Source organism: Chitinophaga pinensis (genome assembly GCF_007896845.1).
GTDB classification, from domain to species: domain Bacteria; phylum Bacteroidota; class Bacteroidia; order Chitinophagales; family Chitinophagaceae; genus Chitinophaga; species Chitinophaga pinensis_C.
On record NZ_VOHS01000068.1, the window covers coordinates 1 to 16,986 of the forward strand.

Sequence of the window (16,986 nt, forward strand, 5' to 3'; positions counted from 1 at the left end):
GTGACCAGAATAACACCATTAGCTCCTCTTGATCCGTAGATAGCAGTTGCAGAGGCGTCTTTCAGATTTCTACGGATGCAATGTCATTCGGGTTCAGGTCATTATAGAAATGAATTGACACCCAATGCAGCGACAACAGGTACTCCATCTACCACATATAATGGCTCATTGGAAGTATTGCCGGATCGTGTACCACGGATGCGTATAGAAGGTACTTCACCCGGTTTGATATTGGTTGCTACATTCAGGCCTGCTGCCTTTCCCTGCATGGCCTGTGCAGATTGGTGACAGGGCGTTCCTGTATTGTTTTGGCGGAGATACTTGTCAATGCGCCGGTCACGTCGCTTTTCTTCTGCGAACCATATCCACACGACCACTTCATTGATAGCTTTGGAAACAGATTGCAGGTAACGTCAATAGTACTACGACTGCGGACATTGACTTCCTGCCTGTCAAATCCGACAAAACTAAAAGCAAGTGTTGCATTGGCGGAGCGTACCTGCAGAGAAGGAGCCGTCCGCTTTGGAAGTAGTCATGTTGTTGGTACCTGTCTCCATGACTGTGACACCCTGAAGTGCCTGCTGATTGTTGTCAACTATTTTACCTGATACACGTAATGTTTGTGCTGACACACATAACGATAACAGTATAGGTATTGTGCTGAACAATATGCGCTTTAACAGTGTAATTTTTCTATTCATAATGTAAGCGATTGTAATGTCAGATTGTTTGATAGCGGTGGTGCCGGCAATGTAGGGCAACAGGGAGCCTTACCATGGTGTCTGTACCCTGATGAAAAATGGCAATAAGCAATAAATCGCAGTCCGGTGATGGATTGCGTAGCTGTAAAAGACGATAAATGATGATTACGCCTGTTTGAAGAATCCCTGATTCATTGACTGTTCGCTCGTATATGCAGGTTGACTGTTTTCCAAAGGCTTCACGGTAGCAGGTCGGGGAATGTGGTCAACTTTCCTGTTAGGTCATCACTGTTTTACTTAAAAAAGGGCTTATTCAAATGAAAGGGCTGCTCCTGCTGTGAAGTACGATCACTTATGTACCAACAGGGCATAGTAAGGTGAACAACGTTTTTTTCATAACGACGAGAATTTGTGGAACATAATTAATAACACTATACTACGATTAAGGAACATAATAAGTGTCCTACGGTGTCCTATTGACACTAAAAGCCAGTGGTTGTTTCTGTTATCAGTGGGTTTATTGCGTTGATCATCAGGTTGTTAATGTTGTTTCTTTTGTGCCGGAATTTGGACAATAGCATTTTGCGCAGGATCTTGCTGATAAATTCCTGTTGTACCGCCATGGGAGGCGCCTGCATAGAGCTGATCAGAACAGATATAAGCCTTCAAAAGGGTGGCATCGAATGTTTTCTTAGCTTTGGGAGATCAAACAGATTCAACAATACTGTGCATAGTTATCAGCTCTATACCGATCCGGATGTCCTCGCGCGTGCTGCTGCCGGGGATGGATATGCCTATTCAATCATTACCAGAGAACATATCCGGCCACTCTGCTATTTCATTTACAAGAAGTACGGTTGGCGGGATAGCTGGCGGCAAGATGCCGCCGAATGTGCGGCTATTGTCTTCTCATCACTGAAAGACAACAAGGTCCATTTTTCAGATATTGGCGGGCTGAAGTCTTTTCTCTATACTTCCATGGCTGTTGCCGCAGAGGAACTGACCATGTACGATATAGTTTTTAGCGAACCGGCAGATGTTTTAACGGAGATGGTGCTGTATACGATGTTTCCGGAGATGCCCGTGTGTTACAGGCAGAATTATTAGAGCTGATCTTGTTTGAGGCAGAATATTATGCGGATGATCTGGAACAGGCACTTGCGTGGAGCCCTGTATTACGGCCCTTGTTTTACTCATGGCATGGCTGGGACCTGAGTGAAGAAGACCGGCAGACCATGAGCGACTGGTTGCATGCTGATCCGGTACATCGTACGGTATATGACGAGATATTTTCAGGTAAATGGCCGGAAGGTGAAGAGCACTTTGCCTATTTCGAAGATGCCATTACACTGATGGAAGGAATAGAGACGCTCAGAATGACCGAAAGTACAACGCCAGCGACGTCTCTTCCGGAATTGCCATTAGCGGTCCTTTCTGGGACTTTATGTTCCGCTGGTCCATCCCGGCATTGATTGTTGGATTGACGACCGCATTTGTGACCCTCAGATTGCGACACAGCAATAACTTGCCGATACAGCCGGAAATTCAGTTGTCAGACGTTATGCCCGGTTCTTATGGTGCTGTGCTGACCCGTGCCGATGGATCCACCCTTACACTGGATTCTTTTGCTATTGAAACCTTGGCCAGCCAGCAGAAAAGTGCTGCTGCCGCTATTGGTTTTAATATGATCACCACACCCAAAGGCAGACGTTTCGATTGCAGACTGCCGGATGGTTCGCATGTGTGGCTGAATGCACAGAGTAGTATCCGCTACCCTCTGACCTTCAATGGTAAAGAACGAAAGGTAGAAGTGACGGGTGGGGTATATCTGGAAGTGGTACCCGATACCGCACATCCCTTTTTTGTAACCCTGCCCGGGAAGCACACTGTTGCTACCAATGGAGGTAGTTTCAATATATATGCCTATACAGATGCCAGAGCATCTGTGCTGAGGATTACCGCATTGGATGACGCTATGCACATTCGTGTAAAGGGGAGAGAAGCGCCGGTCACATTGTACGCCGGACAAGAAGCCAGTCTGCCTCCGGGAAAAGATATGTCAATCGCAACTGCAGATCCTGAACAGGCCCTTGCGTGGAAGCGCGGTATCTTTTATTTTAAAAAGACGCCTTTACGCAGAGTAATGCGCCAGCTGGCCCGCTGGTATGACGTCATGGTCGTATATCCGAAGGAGGTACCTGACAGGGTATTTACCGGGACGATCGACAGTAATAAAAGATTGGAAGAGGCATTACAGGTACTGGCCCCTCTGAAATTACGTTTTCAATTTAAAGGGAACAGGCGATTGCTGGAGGTATATGAATAAAAGCGCCCGGTTTCGCCATACACAAAGCTGCAGATATACTTATATTCGTGTTTATAATTGACTGCGTAGCTATTTATTCCTTGATATAGCACATCATTTTTGATTTAAAGAAAACCTTACTTATGAGACTTTTTATGCTGCTCGCAGGCGCCTTTTTTGCTTTGGTGACGGATGGTTATTCCCAACAGAAAGCCACATCTGCCATTTCTCTCAACGGTTTCTATATCAGCAAAACCGGCACCGTGGATGGTAAAATCGATATGTATACCTATCTCAGATTTTATAACGATGGAAGTGTGTATTCCCAGACCGTTACCAGTGTTAATGCGCAGGCAGTTGCTGCATGGTTCGGACGATATCAGCAATATGCACAGAAAGGATATTATCAGGTAAAAGGAGCTAAAGTAGCTATACAGCTAAGCAATAAAGGGTTGCCGGATGCCCGTCTGGAAGGAGAACAGCAGACGATGTATGAAGGTAATGTCTCCGCTGACAACCGCATTTGTCTGACTAAAGAGCATGAAAAGAAAGAAAACTGCTTCAATTTTTATCCGGTAATGGATACTACGGTGAAGAAATATTCACCACATAAAGCTAAGATCAGGCTGCCGGGTGAATGGAAAATAAAAACGATTCTGGAAGGTGGGCAGGTATTTTTTACCAATGCGGATTCGACCACTGTCGCAATGATAGTTTTCCCGGCATCTGAAATGGAGTCTTATAAAGAAGGACAGGATGATTTCGTAACGACAGAAACTTACTATGAATGGGATTCCAACTTCATGCGGGATGAACTGAAAATGGCTGTAAAGAAAATAACGGAGAATAAGGAGAAGTCATTCATTATCTGGAATGCCAAAGATCAGGATAATGACAATAATTTCTTATTCGGTACACATATTGGTCTTGTGTACAACATCATGATTTATGATAAGCAAATGCCGCTTGAGCAACAGCTGAAATTTATAGAGATGCTTTACGACCTGAACAAATAGGAAGGCTTGTAAAAAGGAAGGGAATGCGTGTCTGATCTCCGGTTTTATAGTGATATCGACCGTTCAACCATCTATAGATAACACAATTCAAAAAAATGATTTATATTTTCCACTATGAAAAAATCATTGCAGGCTCTTATCACAGGGACGACATTCGTGCTCGCCTCCTGCGGTTCTCCTTCCGGTGGTCAGCACAATACCACTGACAGTACCGCTACAGACAGCACCATTGGTCCCGTTGAGACGAAAAAACCTAATTCTGATTACAAACCCGCATTTCCCGGTCAGACCCGCGTTAATGGCGTGAAAACCCAGACTCCTTATGAAGGGACTGTATTGTCCGACAAACTGGAAAATCCATGGGGTATTACACCTTTACCGGACGGCAGACTGCTGATTACGGAAAAGAAAGGCGTATTACGTATTGCGACCACCAGCGGACAGTTAAGCGAACCTATTACTGGTCTGCCAAAAGTAAACCCTGACGGTCAGGGTGGCCTGCTGGGTATCAGGGTAGATCCTGATTTCAAAACCAACAGAATGGTATATTGGGTATTCTCCGATCCTCGTCCGGATGGTAACCTGACAGCTGTTGCGAAAGGCAAACTCTCTGCTGATGAAAAGACTATCGAAGGAGCAACCGTTATTTACAGGGCTACTCCTGCATTTAAAGGTACCCTGCATTATGGTGGAAGAATCGTTTTTGATAAAGATGGTAATCTCGTGATCAGTACTGGTGAACGTTCCGATCTGCAGACACGTCCACAGGCACAGCAACTGAATTCCGCATTAGGTAAGGTGCTGCGTATTACCAAAGAGGGTAAACCTGCTGCCGGTAATCCATTTGCAGGACAGGCGGATGCCCGCCCTGAAATCTATAGCTATGGTCATCGTAACGTACAAGGGCTGGCTTTCAACCCCGCAACCGGTGATCTGTGGGAAACAGAATTCGGTCCAAGAGGTGGCGATGAATTGAATCGTATCGAACCGGGTAAGAACTATGGCTGGCCTACTATTACCTACGGTATAGAATATAAAGGTGATAAAGTTGGTGATGGTATCCAGCAGAAAGATGGACTGGAACAACCGGTTTATTACTGGGATCCTGTATTGTCACCAAGTGGTATTACCTTTTACTCCGGTAAAGGTATTCCTGAATGGAAGGACAATCTGTTTATCTGTGGTCTGAGCAGTATACATATCGCACGACTGGTGATTGAAAATAATAAGGTAGTAGGAGAAGAGATGCTGTTGCTTAGTGAAGAACAGCGTTTCAGGGATATTACTGAGGGGGATAATGGTGTGTTGTATGCAGTGACGGATAATGGAAGACTGTATAGTATTCATAAGAAATAACTTATCCTTTATAAAAGAAGAGGGCGTCTGCTACCAGCAGACGCCCTCTTCTTTTATAAAGGAATTTGAGAATATTATGCTGTAAGTGTTACTTTAGATGCTGCTATTACAGACTGTTTTTCTTTGTGCCCGAAATCACGCTTTACTTCAGCTGCATGAGCATTGACGGCATTCTTATCTCATCATCTTCTTCAGAATCCATGTAACTGAATTTACCTCGTGCTTTCGCTTGCTCAATGATTTCCATCCATCCATTAAGTTTAATAGCCATGTTAAATATTTTTGCGCTCATTTTGGTGTTTATACTATCTATCGGTATTCCTGATATTGGCTTCAGAACAAAATTAATTTTCCATTTTCTAAAGTTGGTAACTTCAGGGTTAATAGTTGAATATTGAAGTAAGCGTCTTTGCTCTAAGACTAACCACTTTGTTAATTTATTTTATGGACAAACACTTCCTCCATCATCTCTCCTCCATCCTCACCACCCACTGGCACACACCAGTAGACATCCACAACTACAGTGCTGTCAGCGGTGGAGACATCAACGAAGCAGCAATCATCGAAACCAGCCGTGGGCCATGGTTTCTCAAACGCAATCACAGCAGTTATGCAATGATGTTTGAAAAAGAGTTTAACGCATTGAATTTATTAAAGAGTACCAACACCCTGAAAGTGCCTGCGCCACTGTTATACGGCAGCTATCAGCAGTATACTTATCTGCTGATGGAATATCTGCCCAAAGGCCATGCAGGCCCGCAGAGCGTATACTGGTTAGCGGAAGGTCTGGCCGCTTTACACAAGACCACTCATGAACAATTTGGATTAGGAGAAGATAACTATATCGGTACGATTGTACAGCAGAACACATGGAAATCTTCATGGGCTGCTTTTTATGCTGAGAACCGTATTCTTCCGCTGGTAAGACAGCTGGTGGACATGCGGCATTTTGGAACGAAGGAGATCAGATGGGCAGATGCATTGGCGGTGCGTTTAGCGGAGCTTTTTCCGTTGGAATCACCGGCATTATTGCATGGCGATCTGTGGGCCGGTAATTATATGTTTATGGGGAACGGGGATCCGGTTATTTATGATCCCGCGGTTTATTATGGTCACCGTGAGATGGATATTGCTATGACATTGCTGTTTGGCGGATTTGAGGCAGCTTTTTACCAGCGTTATCAGGAGATTTTTCCTTTGGCGGCCGACTGGCGGCAACGGGTATTACTTTGCCAGCTTTATCCTTTGCTGGTTCATGCCATCTTATTTGGCGGACATTATGTGGGGCAGTCCGCCGATATTCTCGCACAATACGCGTAGACAAATCAGGAGGATGCTACACTTCCTGATCGTGTTCACACCATACCAATGCATCTGTATCATACCCCAGCTCCTGTGCCTTCAGCAGGTAATTATCTTTCACATGTCCGGGGATACTTGTTTCCCTTGATAGTATCCAAAGGTATTGCAGATTATTTCCCGCAATAAGCGCATACTTATATTCCCTGTCAATGGCGATCACATTATAACCGGCGTAGAAAGGGCCAAAGAAAGATACTTTCAGCCGGCCAAGGTCGCCTTCTCTGACGAATTTAGCTTTCCCGATACTTTCTTTCCACTTGTTCCTTGTGTAATCATAGCCACGGTTGTCTACTTTGATCGCCCCATCTTTCCGCAAACTGTAAGTAGCGGTGACGTTGTTCAGGTGACGTTCATATTTGTAGTCCATACGGGCAATTTCATACCATTTTCCGAGGAATTTATCTACATAGAAAGGCCTTACGGCAGTCGCCCCTTTGGGAATGGTGACCGCCGTTGCTGTGCTGAGCATCAGGAGACCGGCACCAGCCAGCAGGGCAACATGAACTTTATTGATTCGTACCATATGTATGGGTTTGCCTGTATTTAATCAAAATACATGCCTTTCCGCCACCTCGGTATCTGTTTTGTCCGTTTCGTATCGGTAACGTTCAGTGGGAGCTGGAAATTCGCCTAACTTTAAACGATGAAAATGAGTCCGCTCGTCAGGGAACTGATACGTTATTGCTGGGTACTGGCTTCTATTTCGGCAGCATCGGCGATCATGTTTATTATTGTCTTCCGGCTGGGTAACGGCGCAATATGGGGTGTCGCTTTTATGACGGGGGTACGTTCACTGATGACAGGGCTATCCAGTGTCTGGATCATTGTGTTGCTGAGGAAGTACGTTCCTTTCCAGACCAAAAAGCAGGAGCGGATCACCAGATATATAGCGGGCTATCTGCTGACCTGTTGTTTATTTTCCCTGACCATACCAATGGAGGCGTACTTCGACGCGGCAAAAGAACATTTTACTTTCCTGCAACGACTGCCCGCAGTGCTGTTACAGGGCTTCTGGAATAATTTGCTGGTAATTGTTACACATAATCTCGTGATTCTACGTTTCGAAAAAGAAAATATTGAACTGGAAAATTCCCGTCTGAAAGCCGCCAATCTTGAATCGGCGAATCTGTTATTAAAACAGCAGATACACCCTCATTTCCTCTTCAATGCACTGAGCATGCTGAAAAGCCTGTATAAGACAGACATTCAGGCAGGAGAGGCCTATCTTTCTCATCTCGTGAATTTTCTGCGTGCCTCGCTGGCTGAGCCGCAGTCCCGCGCCACTCGTTTGTCTGATGAGATAAAGCTTTGCAATGATTATCTTGAAATGCAAAAGATCCGTTTTGAAGATGCACTGCATTGTACCATAGATATTCCGGAGAAGGTATTGTCAACAGGGTTTGTCCCCGCGTTTTCTTTGCAATCGCTGATAGAGAATGCGATCAAACATAATGAAGCGACGGAGGCTTCTCCCTTACACATTACGGTGTATTATCAGGAAGGGTGGATCATTACAGAGAATAATCTGCAGGTCAGAAAGCATATTGATTCCCAAAGCGGGAAGGGCCTGATCAATCTGGTAGAAAGGTACCGGATATTGTCAGGAGATGAGGTGATTATCTCACAGGATTTGCATACCTTTTCAGTCAGCATTAAAGTTTTGAGTAATGAAGGTAGTGATCATAGAGGATGAGAAAATAACCGCGAGAGACCTGGTACAGACCATTCAGCAACTGTTTCCGGAGATCAGTATCTTAAAGGTGCTGGGAACTGTAAAGGACAGTATCAGTTATTTTAATACAGACCGCAGTGCGGATCTGATCTTTGCTGATATACAGCTGGGAGATGGTCTGAGCTTCGAGATATTCTCTGCTGTGGAAATAGACGTTCCCGTGATCTTTTGTACTGCTTATGACGAATATGCTTTACATGCATTTAAGGCTAACGGCTTTGACTATATCCTGAAACCCTTTACGAATGAGTCAGTATCTGCCGCGATCAATAAATATCTGGCTTTCAGAGGCCGGATTGCAGAAAATGCGGTTCCTTATAAAGCACTGGAACAGTTATTCACTACGAAGAAAACAACTGAAACGGGCGCCGTACTGGTGTATCAGAAAGACAGGATCATGCCGGTCGCTATCAGTGACATTGCTTTTTTCTATCTGAAAAATGGGGTGGTTAACCTCACTACATTTGACAAAAAGACCTACGTCGTCAATAAAACGATGGACGAACTAGGTAAATTTACAGAACCGCTTTTTTTTCGCGCTAACAGGCAGTATCTTGTGCATCGTAAGGCCGTACTGGATGCTTCCAGCGCCCTTTCCCGCAAACTGACGCTTTCTTTGTCAGTACCGGTTCCTGAATCGGTGACCATCAGCCGTGAGAAGATGGGACAGTTTCTGGAATGGTTAACACAGCGCTGACATATTAATTCCTCCATAGCACACTTCAACAGGCTAATTGGCTGTTTCACTACAGTTTAGTTGGCTGGCAGCATTGTATATACAGACCTTTGTGTTGGTATATACCTATTCGTATACACACATACTTCATATATAAGGTACACATACATATTCGTAACAGAATATGAGAAAAGGGGGGCGTATTCATGCGCCCCTACGTATTTTCCGGCAGGGGCGTTTCAGGGGGTAATTTGTCCGTTTCAACGCCTTTGAGTTGAGATTTAAGACAGATTGTAAGAACTTCGGCCCAGCATATTAAACACGATAAAAATATACTAAAATAATTTAGTTGCTGATCGTCAGCGACAGTTGTAGGTTTAAGGTCAGCCGGTACATTCCTGTTCCGGCTTATTTTTTAAGTATCTGTAAATAGCAATACGGCCGTTGTCTGATTCCCCGGCATATCCACCGCTGTTACCTGTATGTTTGCTACCTGCGCCATCGTTGTTCCGGTCGTTGTTGTATAATGCCAGTACATTGGTTTCCATTGCTGGATAGCAGCTCCCTCTTCAATTGTTTCTCCTGCAATATTGATGATGGCAACTTTTACCTGATAGACCCTGAAAAAATCTACTGCATATACACTGATCAGTTGCCCGATTTCTCCTGTATATACATCCGCATCTATCTGTTTGATCACCGGGGCACTCAAAGCATCCTTCATCGCTACATTATAGGCACTCTGGCTCTTCCTGGCAAACGATAAATAGTATGCATGCATTTCAGGGTCTTTTATCACCTGCTTTGCATATAAAACAGCATCAGCAAAGTTATGCTGGCATTCAATCTGTACGGAGGAAAAATTGAGTTGTCCCCCCTTTTTAGCAGTCCTGATAAATGTTTCTCCATAACGGTTAAAAACATTCATTTGCTTGCCAATAGTACCAGATACGTTTTTCAACAGTATATTATCTTTTACGCTTGCCATAGTCTTGTGAGTTTGATGAATATCAAAGTTAACGATGCTATGGACGCATATGCAGGGAATGTATACAAGCGCCGGAAACATTATCATGAGCGCCCGGATTCTTGTTACGAGCGTAACTAATATTAAACTTTTTTATACATGATGATGTTTCCTTCTCAGGTAAATACTCTTATTGTATCACCATTAAGCCATTATCTTTTCGCTCATAAGCGGATAGATCCCGGCTTAGTGAGGGCATAATGGCGTTATTAACCGCCGCGATTACTTCAGTTTCTGTTCATGGAAGTCAATCAACTCTTTTAATACGGTTTCCGCTATCTCGTACCGCTCACGTCCGATGGCTTTCACATAATCCTTTCGCAATGATTTTGCCTCATTCATAGCAATGCCCTGCAATTTCTCGCCTTCTTCCGTCAGGTACAGTTTAACGGAACGTCCGTCACTATCGCTCTTTTCACCCCGTACAAGACCCGAGGCCTCCAGTTCACGAACGATTCTGCTGGCAGCCTGTTTGGTCACCCGCATCTTTTCTGCAATTTCATTATTTGAGATACCCTCACTGCCGATATTCATAAAGAATGGCATATAGGTAATATTGAAGTTTTCATAACCCCAGTGAGCAATATTGCGGCTACCCCAATCATCCATTGCCCGCTTTAAAATATACAGGGTGGCAAACAGGTTATCTTCTTTGCCCGTTAATTTATTTTTTCTTTCATGGCCATACACAAAAGTAATCTTTTCCCTATATAAAGACCCGCAAACCCTTGCTAGAATACCCCTTAATGAAAAAAATCAAAAGAAAAAAATAGTAAATAGTGTTTACTATATAGTCAACAGTGTTTACTTTTGTGCTGTAAAAATAACCTAGCACAGGAATGACACAGGAAAAAACGCAGCAATCTAAAAGCCCGGTAAAATTTATTGTATTGGGCGTAGCCGGAGTCGCGATCCTCTATTTCGGAGGAAAAAAAATAATGCATGCATATACGCATGAAAGCACTGATAATGCACAGATTGAGAGTAATGCAATTCCTGTGCTGAGCAGGGTCGGCGGCTATATCGATACGTTTGCATTACAGGATTACCAATCTGTAAAAGGTGGTCAGCTGTTACTAACGATCGATGATAAAGAATACAAAATAGCCGTGCAACAGGCAGCAGCAGATCTTTCTGCCGCGAAAGCGGATCTCATATTTGCAGAAGCGCAGATCAATAACATCGGCTCGGATAAAACGGTGGCAGACGCAGGTGTAAGTGTAGAGCAGGTTAACCTCGAAAAAGCCACCCGCGATCTGGCAAGAGATCAGGCGCTGTTTAATGATGGATCTATCACACAGCATCAGCTGGATAATAGTCAGTCCGCCTATAAAGTGGCCCAGAGCCAGCTGGAATCTTCCCGGAAACGTGTAGGTCAGGTTGTATCACAAAATGGTACCGCCAATGCACAGATAGAAAGAGCAAAAGCCAATGTGGCACTGAAGGAAGCTGCACTGGAATCGGCTAAACTGAAATTGTCCTATACACAGGTGATGGCGCCGGTTGCCGGCAGGATCGGAAAAACGAATCTGCAAAAGGGGCAACTCGTACAGGCAGGGCAACAACTGTTTAGCGTCGTGAATAATGAACGCTACTGGATCGTTGCCAACTTCAAGGAGACACAGCTGGAAAAAATGAAGATAGGACAGGTGGTAAAAGTAGAAGTAGATGGTTATCCTGATAAAGAGATCTCGGGTAAGATCGTTGCCTTCAGCGATGCCACAGGTGCTAAATTTTCCCTCCTGCCACCGGATAATGCAACGGGCAACTTTGTAAAGGTAACACAGAGGGTGCCTGTTAAAATTGAAATTGACCGCGCAGAAGAACTGAAGAGTATACTGAAAGCAGGTCTTAGTGTAACTGTAGATGTACAGGTTGATTGAGACCCAAACAGCATAGTGTATGGCGGTAAATAAATTTACGCGGGTAATCATAGTCATTACCACAATTTCAGCGGCGATCATGGAGCTGATAGACACATCCATCGTCAACGTTGCACTTAATAACATCAGCGGTAATCTTGGCGCTACATTGGAAGATACTTCCTGGGTAGTAACTGCCTACGCGATCGCAAACGTGATCGTTATTCCGATGACAGGCTTCCTTAGCCGCTATTTCGGAAGAAAGAACTATTACCTTGCTTCCATCATCATATTCACACTGGCCTCTTATATGTGTGGCGCCTCTTCCTCTTTATGGATGCTGGTCTTCTGGCGATTCGTACAAGGTGTAGGTGGTGGCGCATTATTATCTGTATCACAGGGTATATTATTCGATGCCTTCGATCCTTCTGAAAAGGCAAAAGCCTCCGGTATGTTCGGAATGGGGATTGTGATCGGACCGACGATCGGACCGATACTAGGCGGATATATCGTCGATAACTATGCATGGCCGCTCATCTTTGACATCAATATTCCATTTGGTATTGTTGCCAGTCTCCTGACCTGGAAGTTCATTGATAAAAAGGAAAATGAATACAACATCGACCGCAAATCTATTCCCATTGATTATATCGGCGTGCTCTCATTATCCGCCGGGATCGGCGCTTTGCAATACATTCTTGAGAAAGGACAATCAGATGACTGGTTTGAAGACAGTACGATCCGTATAATGACGGCAACAGCAGTAGCCGGACTCGCAGCATTTATCTGGTGGGAACTAAAGACAAAAACGCCGATCATTAACCTGCGGGTGCTGAAAAGCAGAAACCTGATCGGTAGTAATGTACTTACCTTTGTATGTGGCTTCGGACTATTTGGATCTGTATATCTCTTTCCGCTGATGGTACAGCGCGTAATGGGGTATACGCCTACAGAATCAGGACTGTCAATGATCCCCGGGGCATTGGTGACGATCATGGTGATGCCTTTTATAGGTGCTTCACTGGGTAAGGGCGTATCTCCGATGTTCTTTGTAGTGACAGGTTTCGGCTTATTTATTCTGCATGGATATACCAGTGCACAGGCGACACCGGACGCAGATAAATGGTGGTTTATGTATACGCAGATCTTCCGTGGTGTGGGTACTGCGTGTCTGACAGTACCTCTGTTAAGTCAGGCAGTAGTCGGACTGAAACCACAGGATATGGCCTATGGCATATCACTCAATAATATGTTCCGGCAGATCGGTGGTGCATTCGGTATCGCTATTATGAATACTTATTCTACGCAACGTTTTGCTGTACATCGCTCTGATCTCGTATCCAATCTGCAGGGAAACAATCCGTTGATGAATGAAAGGGTAGCGGGCGTCGCTCAGGGGCTTATCAGTAAAGGCGTCAATCCCATTGCTGCTAATGCACATGGCGCATGGTCCAATCTGGATCGTACCATCAGTGGTCAGGCGCAGATGCTTGCTTATCTCGATGGTTTCTTACTGGTAAGCGTGTTTTTCGTCTGTACAATCCCTTTCATGTTACTGTTAAAAACAGAAAAGATGGATGCCGAAACACGGGCGAGAGTTGCTGCGGAAGCGCATTGATCTTATTTAAAAAATTACATCATGAGAAAAGTCATTATCATATCCCTTCTCTCGCTTGCAGGACTACAGAGTCACGCACAGACAGTCAGCAGCGATCTGAAGGAGTTAATTAATAAATCATTTACTTACTTCCCGCGCTTCAGCGAACTGGAACAATCTGTGAAAACAGAGGAAGAAAGGGTCACATTGGCGAAGACAAACGGACTGCCGAATCTGAGAGGGAGTGCGAGCTATCGCTATTCACATCCTGTATCAGAGATGACGATACCTATCAACGGGCAACTATCAACGTTTAAGATCATGCCGAATAGCAGCTACAACACCGGTGTGAATGCCAGTTACACCTTATGGGACTTTGGCGTGGTAAAGGCGAATGTAGAAAGTGCAAAACGTGCCGTGCAATATGCAAAGGACAACATTGAATATAACAAAGCACAGATGGCATATCAGGTATCGATGATCTACTATCAGATTGTCTATCTGCAGAAAGCAATCGCTATACAGGACAGCGTACTGGCTTTTCTGAAAGCCAATAAAGAAGATACAGAAATTAAACTGAAACACGGTGACGCACTGAGATATGATGTCTTGTCTATCCAGTCTACCATTGATCAGGAAAATAACACCCGCATCGATCTCGAGAATTCTCTGCTGAAGCAATATAACCTTTTGCAATACTCAACAGGTAGTGCCACAGCTGATGGAAAGGACTTTGACTTCATGCAGCCGGCAGACAATAAAAACGATGCATTGAGCGTGGCACAACAATATAATCCCGAATATACTCTGTTGAAAGACAGGATCAGTCAGTCAGAAGCAGGGCTGGATATCAGTAAGAAAGCAGGATTGCCTTCACTTTCTCTGAATGCAAGCACCGGTTTTGCCAATGGATACATGCCCGATCTCAATCAGTTCAGATATAATTACGCAGGTGGCGTGACATTAAGCGTACCTATATATGAAGGTGCAAGAGCAAGGAAACAACGGCGTCTCGCACAGAGTGAGCTGAAAGAAGCGAACCTTGGTATGCAGACACTAAACAATACCGTACAGAATGATATTAAACAGGCATACACAGATATTGAAAGTAATCAGTCCAGGTTGGTCAACGCAAGAGAACAGGTAGCAGCAGCAAAAGAAGCACAGAAATTGGCGCAGAGCAGATACAGGAACGGAACAGGTACCAACCTGGAACTGACCAATGCCAGTACCAATGTACAGCGCGCAGAGCGGTCAACGTTGCAGTATACGTATCAACTTTGTCTGGCCAGACTGGAACTGGCAAGAGTGTTGGGGATGAGGTACTGGTAAAATTTTTAACAGTTGTAGGTTAGGTTTCGGGCGTCTGCTTATGCAGATGCCCTTTTTTGTTCAGACAGGCATGCCTGCATTTATTCCATGTAATATTTTATGAAACATTGTTTCATATTTTATTTTTACATAGATTGCAACAATGTTTCAATTCCTATTCCCCAGGAAGTCCTTCCCTTTTTTCAGGCAGGCTGACGCAATGGATTGCGGCCCTACCTGTCTGCAAATGATTGCTGCCTGGCATGGGAAGACTTATCCTTTGCAATATTTACGCAATCAATGTAAAATATCCCGTCAGGGCGTCACTTTTGCCGATCTGATAGCAGCGGGGGAGCAGCTGGGCTTTAAGACGCTATCGGCTGAACTGCCCTTTACGGTACTGGCAGCAAAAGCGCCTTTACCCTGTATGCTGCATTGGAACAAACAGCATTTTGTTGTATTGTATCGGGTGACAGCACATAAGGTGTATGTGGCAGATCCTGCCCTCGGACGCCGTATTCGTTATACCATTCCGGAGTTTATGGAAGCATGGCAACTGGCTGACAAACCCGGATTCGGAAGGGCATTGTTTCTTGAACCCACCTCCGCATTTTATGAGGCGGCCGAAGTAAAGATGCCTGATACTGATCTGCGTACACTCTGGCCCTTTGTGGCTATGCACCGGCGAAAGTTAATACCCGTCGGAATAAGTCTTTTGGTAGCGGCAGCCTTGTCATTTATGATGCCATTACTGACCGAAGCAATTGTAGACAGAGGTATTAATAAAAAGGATGTTCCCATCCTGTTACTGATCTGTGCAGGACAGCTGATGTTATTCCTCGGCAAACAAATCACTGATTTTTTTCGGGCCCGTTTACTATTGACGCTCGGTGCACAGATGAGTATCATGATGCTGGAAGCATTCCTGTTGAAGCTGATGCGTTTGCCCTTTTCCTTCTTTGATAACAGGCAGTCGGGAGATAATATGCAGCGTGTTACTGATAATCAGCGGGTAGAAGATTTTCTGACCACCTCTGCTGTCACATTTGTAATGTCAGTCATGATCCTGCTGGTGATGGGAGCTACTTTACTTTATTATAACTGGCTCATTTTTCTTTTGTTTGCTGTTGGTGCATCGGTGGGTATTTTCTGGACAGGGGCCTTCAGAGAAAAGCGTGGGCGTCTGGATCAAAAACGTTTCCGGGTACTGTCCGCTAATCAGGATACACTGCTGGAGATCTTCTCCGCCTTTCAGGAAATCAAACTCACAGGCAGTGAACAGCTCAAGATAAATCAATGGCACGCCTGCAGCAAGCGTCTTTTGCAGTGAACTGGAAAGTCTGAAACTGGATCAGTTATACAGGGAATTGCCTTGTTTATGAGACCCGCAATGTGATCATCACCTGTTTTACAGCCATATTGGTTGTTAAGGGACAGCTGACATTGGAGAGATGCTCGCGATCACCTATATATGCGGACAACTAAACGCGCCGGTAGCCCAACTGGCCGAATTCATACGGGCGATGCAGAATACGAAGTTTAGTCTGCAACGGATCGCAGAGGTGCATCATGAACAGGATGAAGATCCGTCACCGGAAAAAACTACAATACAAGACATGCGTGGCCGTGATCTTCGTCTGTCAGGCGTGTACTTTCAGTATGGTAATAAACACGCACCGCTTGTCTTGAATAATGTCAACCTGACCATACCAGCCGGAAGAATGACGGCTATTGTGGGATGAGTGGTAGTGGTAAAACGACGCTGTTGAAACTATTGCTGCAATTCTACAGCCCGACACAGGGGACCATTTTTGCAGGCGATGAGTCATTTAAAGATATGACGGCGCAGGGCTGGAGAAGTCAATGCGGAGCCGTGATGCAGGATGGATATGTTTTCAGGGATACCATTGCCAATAATGTATTCGGCGGTGAAGCGGACAGGGATATGGATCGTATGATGGCTGCCTGCAGGATGGCCAATATTCATGACTTCTTCGCAGCAATGCCTTTTGGTTATGATACAATGATCGGAAAGGATGGT

The 16,986-nt window shown here is 44.7% G+C and carries 20 protein-coding genes and 1 pseudogene; 14 read left to right on the top strand and 7 right to left on the bottom strand.

Annotated features, from left to right (window positions below; all coding sequences use genetic code 11):
- The 3 genes from FEF09_RS35135 to FEF09_RS28350 all read right to left on the bottom strand — a co-directional run.
- Window positions 1-77: hypothetical protein (locus FEF09_RS35135; RefSeq protein WP_222597229.1), on the bottom strand; the 77-nt coding region annotated here is incomplete at its 3' end.
- A 24-nt stretch (window positions 78-101) separates the two neighbouring features.
- A complete protein-coding gene (locus FEF09_RS28345; protein WP_146308208.1) occupies window positions 102-371 on the bottom strand; it encodes a TonB-dependent receptor plug domain-containing protein in 270 nt (89 codons plus the stop codon).
- A 96-nt stretch (window positions 372-467) separates the two neighbouring features.
- Window positions 468-701 (bottom strand): hypothetical protein, encoded by a 234-nt coding sequence (locus FEF09_RS28350; protein WP_146308209.1) that lies wholly within the window; start codon window positions 699-701, stop codon window positions 468-470.
- Between the two features lie 726 nt (window positions 702-1,427).
- On the opposite strand from FEF09_RS28350, the gene FEF09_RS28355 reads away from it, so the two are divergent.
- The 5 genes from FEF09_RS28355 to FEF09_RS28375 all read left to right on the top strand — a co-directional run bounded on the left by FEF09_RS28355 (window position 1,428) and on the right by FEF09_RS28375 (window position 5,378).
- Entirely contained in the window at window positions 1,428-1,808 is a 381-nt protein-coding gene (locus FEF09_RS28355) for a hypothetical protein (RefSeq protein ID WP_146308210.1), read from the top strand.
- Between the two features lie 8 nt (window positions 1,809-1,816).
- Complete coding sequence (locus FEF09_RS28360) at window positions 1,817-2,173, top strand: FecR/PupR family sigma factor regulator (protein ID WP_146308211.1); 357 nt, start codon at window positions 1,817-1,819, stop codon at window positions 2,171-2,173.
- Window positions 2,146-3,027: a FecR family protein gene (locus tag FEF09_RS28365; protein WP_146308212.1), complete on the top strand. Its 882-nt coding sequence runs from the start codon at window positions 2,146-2,148 to the stop codon at window positions 3,025-3,027. The genes FEF09_RS28360 and FEF09_RS28365 overlap by 28 nt, the downstream gene beginning before the upstream one ends.
- Window positions 3,028-3,149: 122 nt before the next feature.
- The gene (locus FEF09_RS28370) at window positions 3,150-4,022 is read left to right on the top strand and encodes a hypothetical protein (protein ID WP_146308213.1); all 873 of its coding nucleotides are present in this window, start codon (window positions 3,150-3,152) and stop codon (window positions 4,020-4,022) included.
- A 114-nt stretch (window positions 4,023-4,136) separates the two neighbouring features.
- A complete protein-coding gene (locus FEF09_RS28375) occupies window positions 4,137-5,378 on the top strand; it encodes a PQQ-dependent sugar dehydrogenase (RefSeq protein ID WP_146308214.1) in 1,242 nt (413 codons plus the stop codon).
- Window positions 5,379-5,520: 142 nt separating this feature from the next.
- On the opposite strand, the gene FEF09_RS33995 is transcribed toward FEF09_RS28375, so the two are convergent.
- Window positions 5,521-5,649 (bottom strand): hypothetical protein, encoded by a 129-nt coding sequence (locus FEF09_RS33995; RefSeq protein WP_261387866.1) that lies wholly within the window; start codon window positions 5,647-5,649, stop codon window positions 5,521-5,523.
- 173 nt (window positions 5,650-5,822) lie between these two features.
- Here FEF09_RS33995 and FEF09_RS28380 point away from each other — a divergent pair, with 173 nt between their 5' ends.
- Window positions 5,823-6,698 (top strand): fructosamine kinase family protein, encoded by an 876-nt coding sequence (locus FEF09_RS28380; RefSeq protein ID WP_146308215.1) that lies wholly within the window; start codon window positions 5,823-5,825, stop codon window positions 6,696-6,698.
- 16 nt (window positions 6,699-6,714) lie between these two features.
- Here the strand turns inward: FEF09_RS28380 and FEF09_RS28385 are convergent, their stop codons facing one another.
- Window positions 6,715-7,263: a lipocalin family protein gene (locus FEF09_RS28385; protein WP_146308216.1), complete on the bottom strand. Its 549-nt coding sequence runs from the start codon at window positions 7,261-7,263 to the stop codon at window positions 6,715-6,717.
- 126 nt (window positions 7,264-7,389) lie between these two features.
- On the opposite strand from FEF09_RS28385, the gene FEF09_RS28390 reads away from it, so the two are divergent.
- Together FEF09_RS28390 and FEF09_RS28395 are read left to right on the top strand one after the other, a co-directional pair.
- Window positions 7,390-8,433 (top strand): sensor histidine kinase, encoded by a 1,044-nt coding sequence (locus FEF09_RS28390; RefSeq protein ID WP_186774583.1) that lies wholly within the window; start codon window positions 7,390-7,392, stop codon window positions 8,431-8,433.
- Window positions 8,408-9,169: a LytR/AlgR family response regulator transcription factor gene (locus tag FEF09_RS28395; RefSeq protein ID WP_146308218.1), complete on the top strand. Its 762-nt coding sequence runs from the start codon at window positions 8,408-8,410 to the stop codon at window positions 9,167-9,169. Before FEF09_RS28390 ends, FEF09_RS28395 begins: the two co-directional genes overlap by 26 nt.
- Window positions 9,170-9,563: 394 nt before the next feature.
- On the opposite strand, the gene FEF09_RS28400 is transcribed toward FEF09_RS28395, so the two are convergent.
- Together FEF09_RS28400 and FEF09_RS28405 are read right to left on the bottom strand one after the other, a co-directional pair.
- A complete protein-coding gene (locus FEF09_RS28400; protein WP_146308219.1) occupies window positions 9,564-10,136 on the bottom strand; it encodes a hypothetical protein in 573 nt (190 codons plus the stop codon).
- Window positions 10,137-10,397: 261 nt separating this feature from the next.
- Window positions 10,398-10,865, bottom strand: a complete 468-nt coding sequence (locus tag FEF09_RS28405; RefSeq protein WP_146308220.1) for a MarR family winged helix-turn-helix transcriptional regulator — start codon at window positions 10,863-10,865, stop codon at window positions 10,398-10,400.
- A gap of 149 nt (window positions 10,866-11,014) precedes the next feature.
- Here FEF09_RS28405 and FEF09_RS28410 point away from each other — a divergent pair, with 149 nt between their 5' ends.
- The 6 genes and pseudogenes from FEF09_RS28410 to FEF09_RS28435 all read left to right on the top strand — a co-directional run.
- The gene (locus FEF09_RS28410; RefSeq protein ID WP_146308221.1) at window positions 11,015-12,058 is read left to right on the top strand and encodes an HlyD family secretion protein; all 1,044 of its coding nucleotides are present in this window, start codon (window positions 11,015-11,017) and stop codon (window positions 12,056-12,058) included.
- A 19-nt stretch (window positions 12,059-12,077) separates the two neighbouring features.
- Window positions 12,078-13,655: a DHA2 family efflux MFS transporter permease subunit gene (locus tag FEF09_RS28415; RefSeq protein WP_146308222.1), complete on the top strand. Its 1,578-nt coding sequence runs from the start codon at window positions 12,078-12,080 to the stop codon at window positions 13,653-13,655.
- Window positions 13,656-13,676: 21 nt separating this feature from the next.
- A complete protein-coding gene (locus FEF09_RS28420) occupies window positions 13,677-14,966 on the top strand; it encodes a TolC family protein (RefSeq protein WP_146308223.1) in 1,290 nt (429 codons plus the stop codon).
- Window positions 14,967-15,108: 142 nt separating this feature from the next.
- The gene (locus FEF09_RS28425; protein WP_146308224.1) at window positions 15,109-16,275 is read left to right on the top strand and encodes a cysteine peptidase family C39 domain-containing protein; all 1,167 of its coding nucleotides are present in this window, start codon (window positions 15,109-15,111) and stop codon (window positions 16,273-16,275) included.
- A gap of 121 nt (window positions 16,276-16,396) precedes the next feature.
- The gene (locus FEF09_RS34595) at window positions 16,397-16,687 is read left to right on the top strand and encodes a hypothetical protein (protein ID WP_146308225.1); all 291 of its coding nucleotides are present in this window, start codon (window positions 16,397-16,399) and stop codon (window positions 16,685-16,687) included.
- 23 nt (window positions 16,688-16,710) lie between these two features.
- A pseudogene (locus FEF09_RS28435) lies at window positions 16,711-16,986 on the top strand (ATP-binding cassette domain-containing protein); the annotation flags it as partial.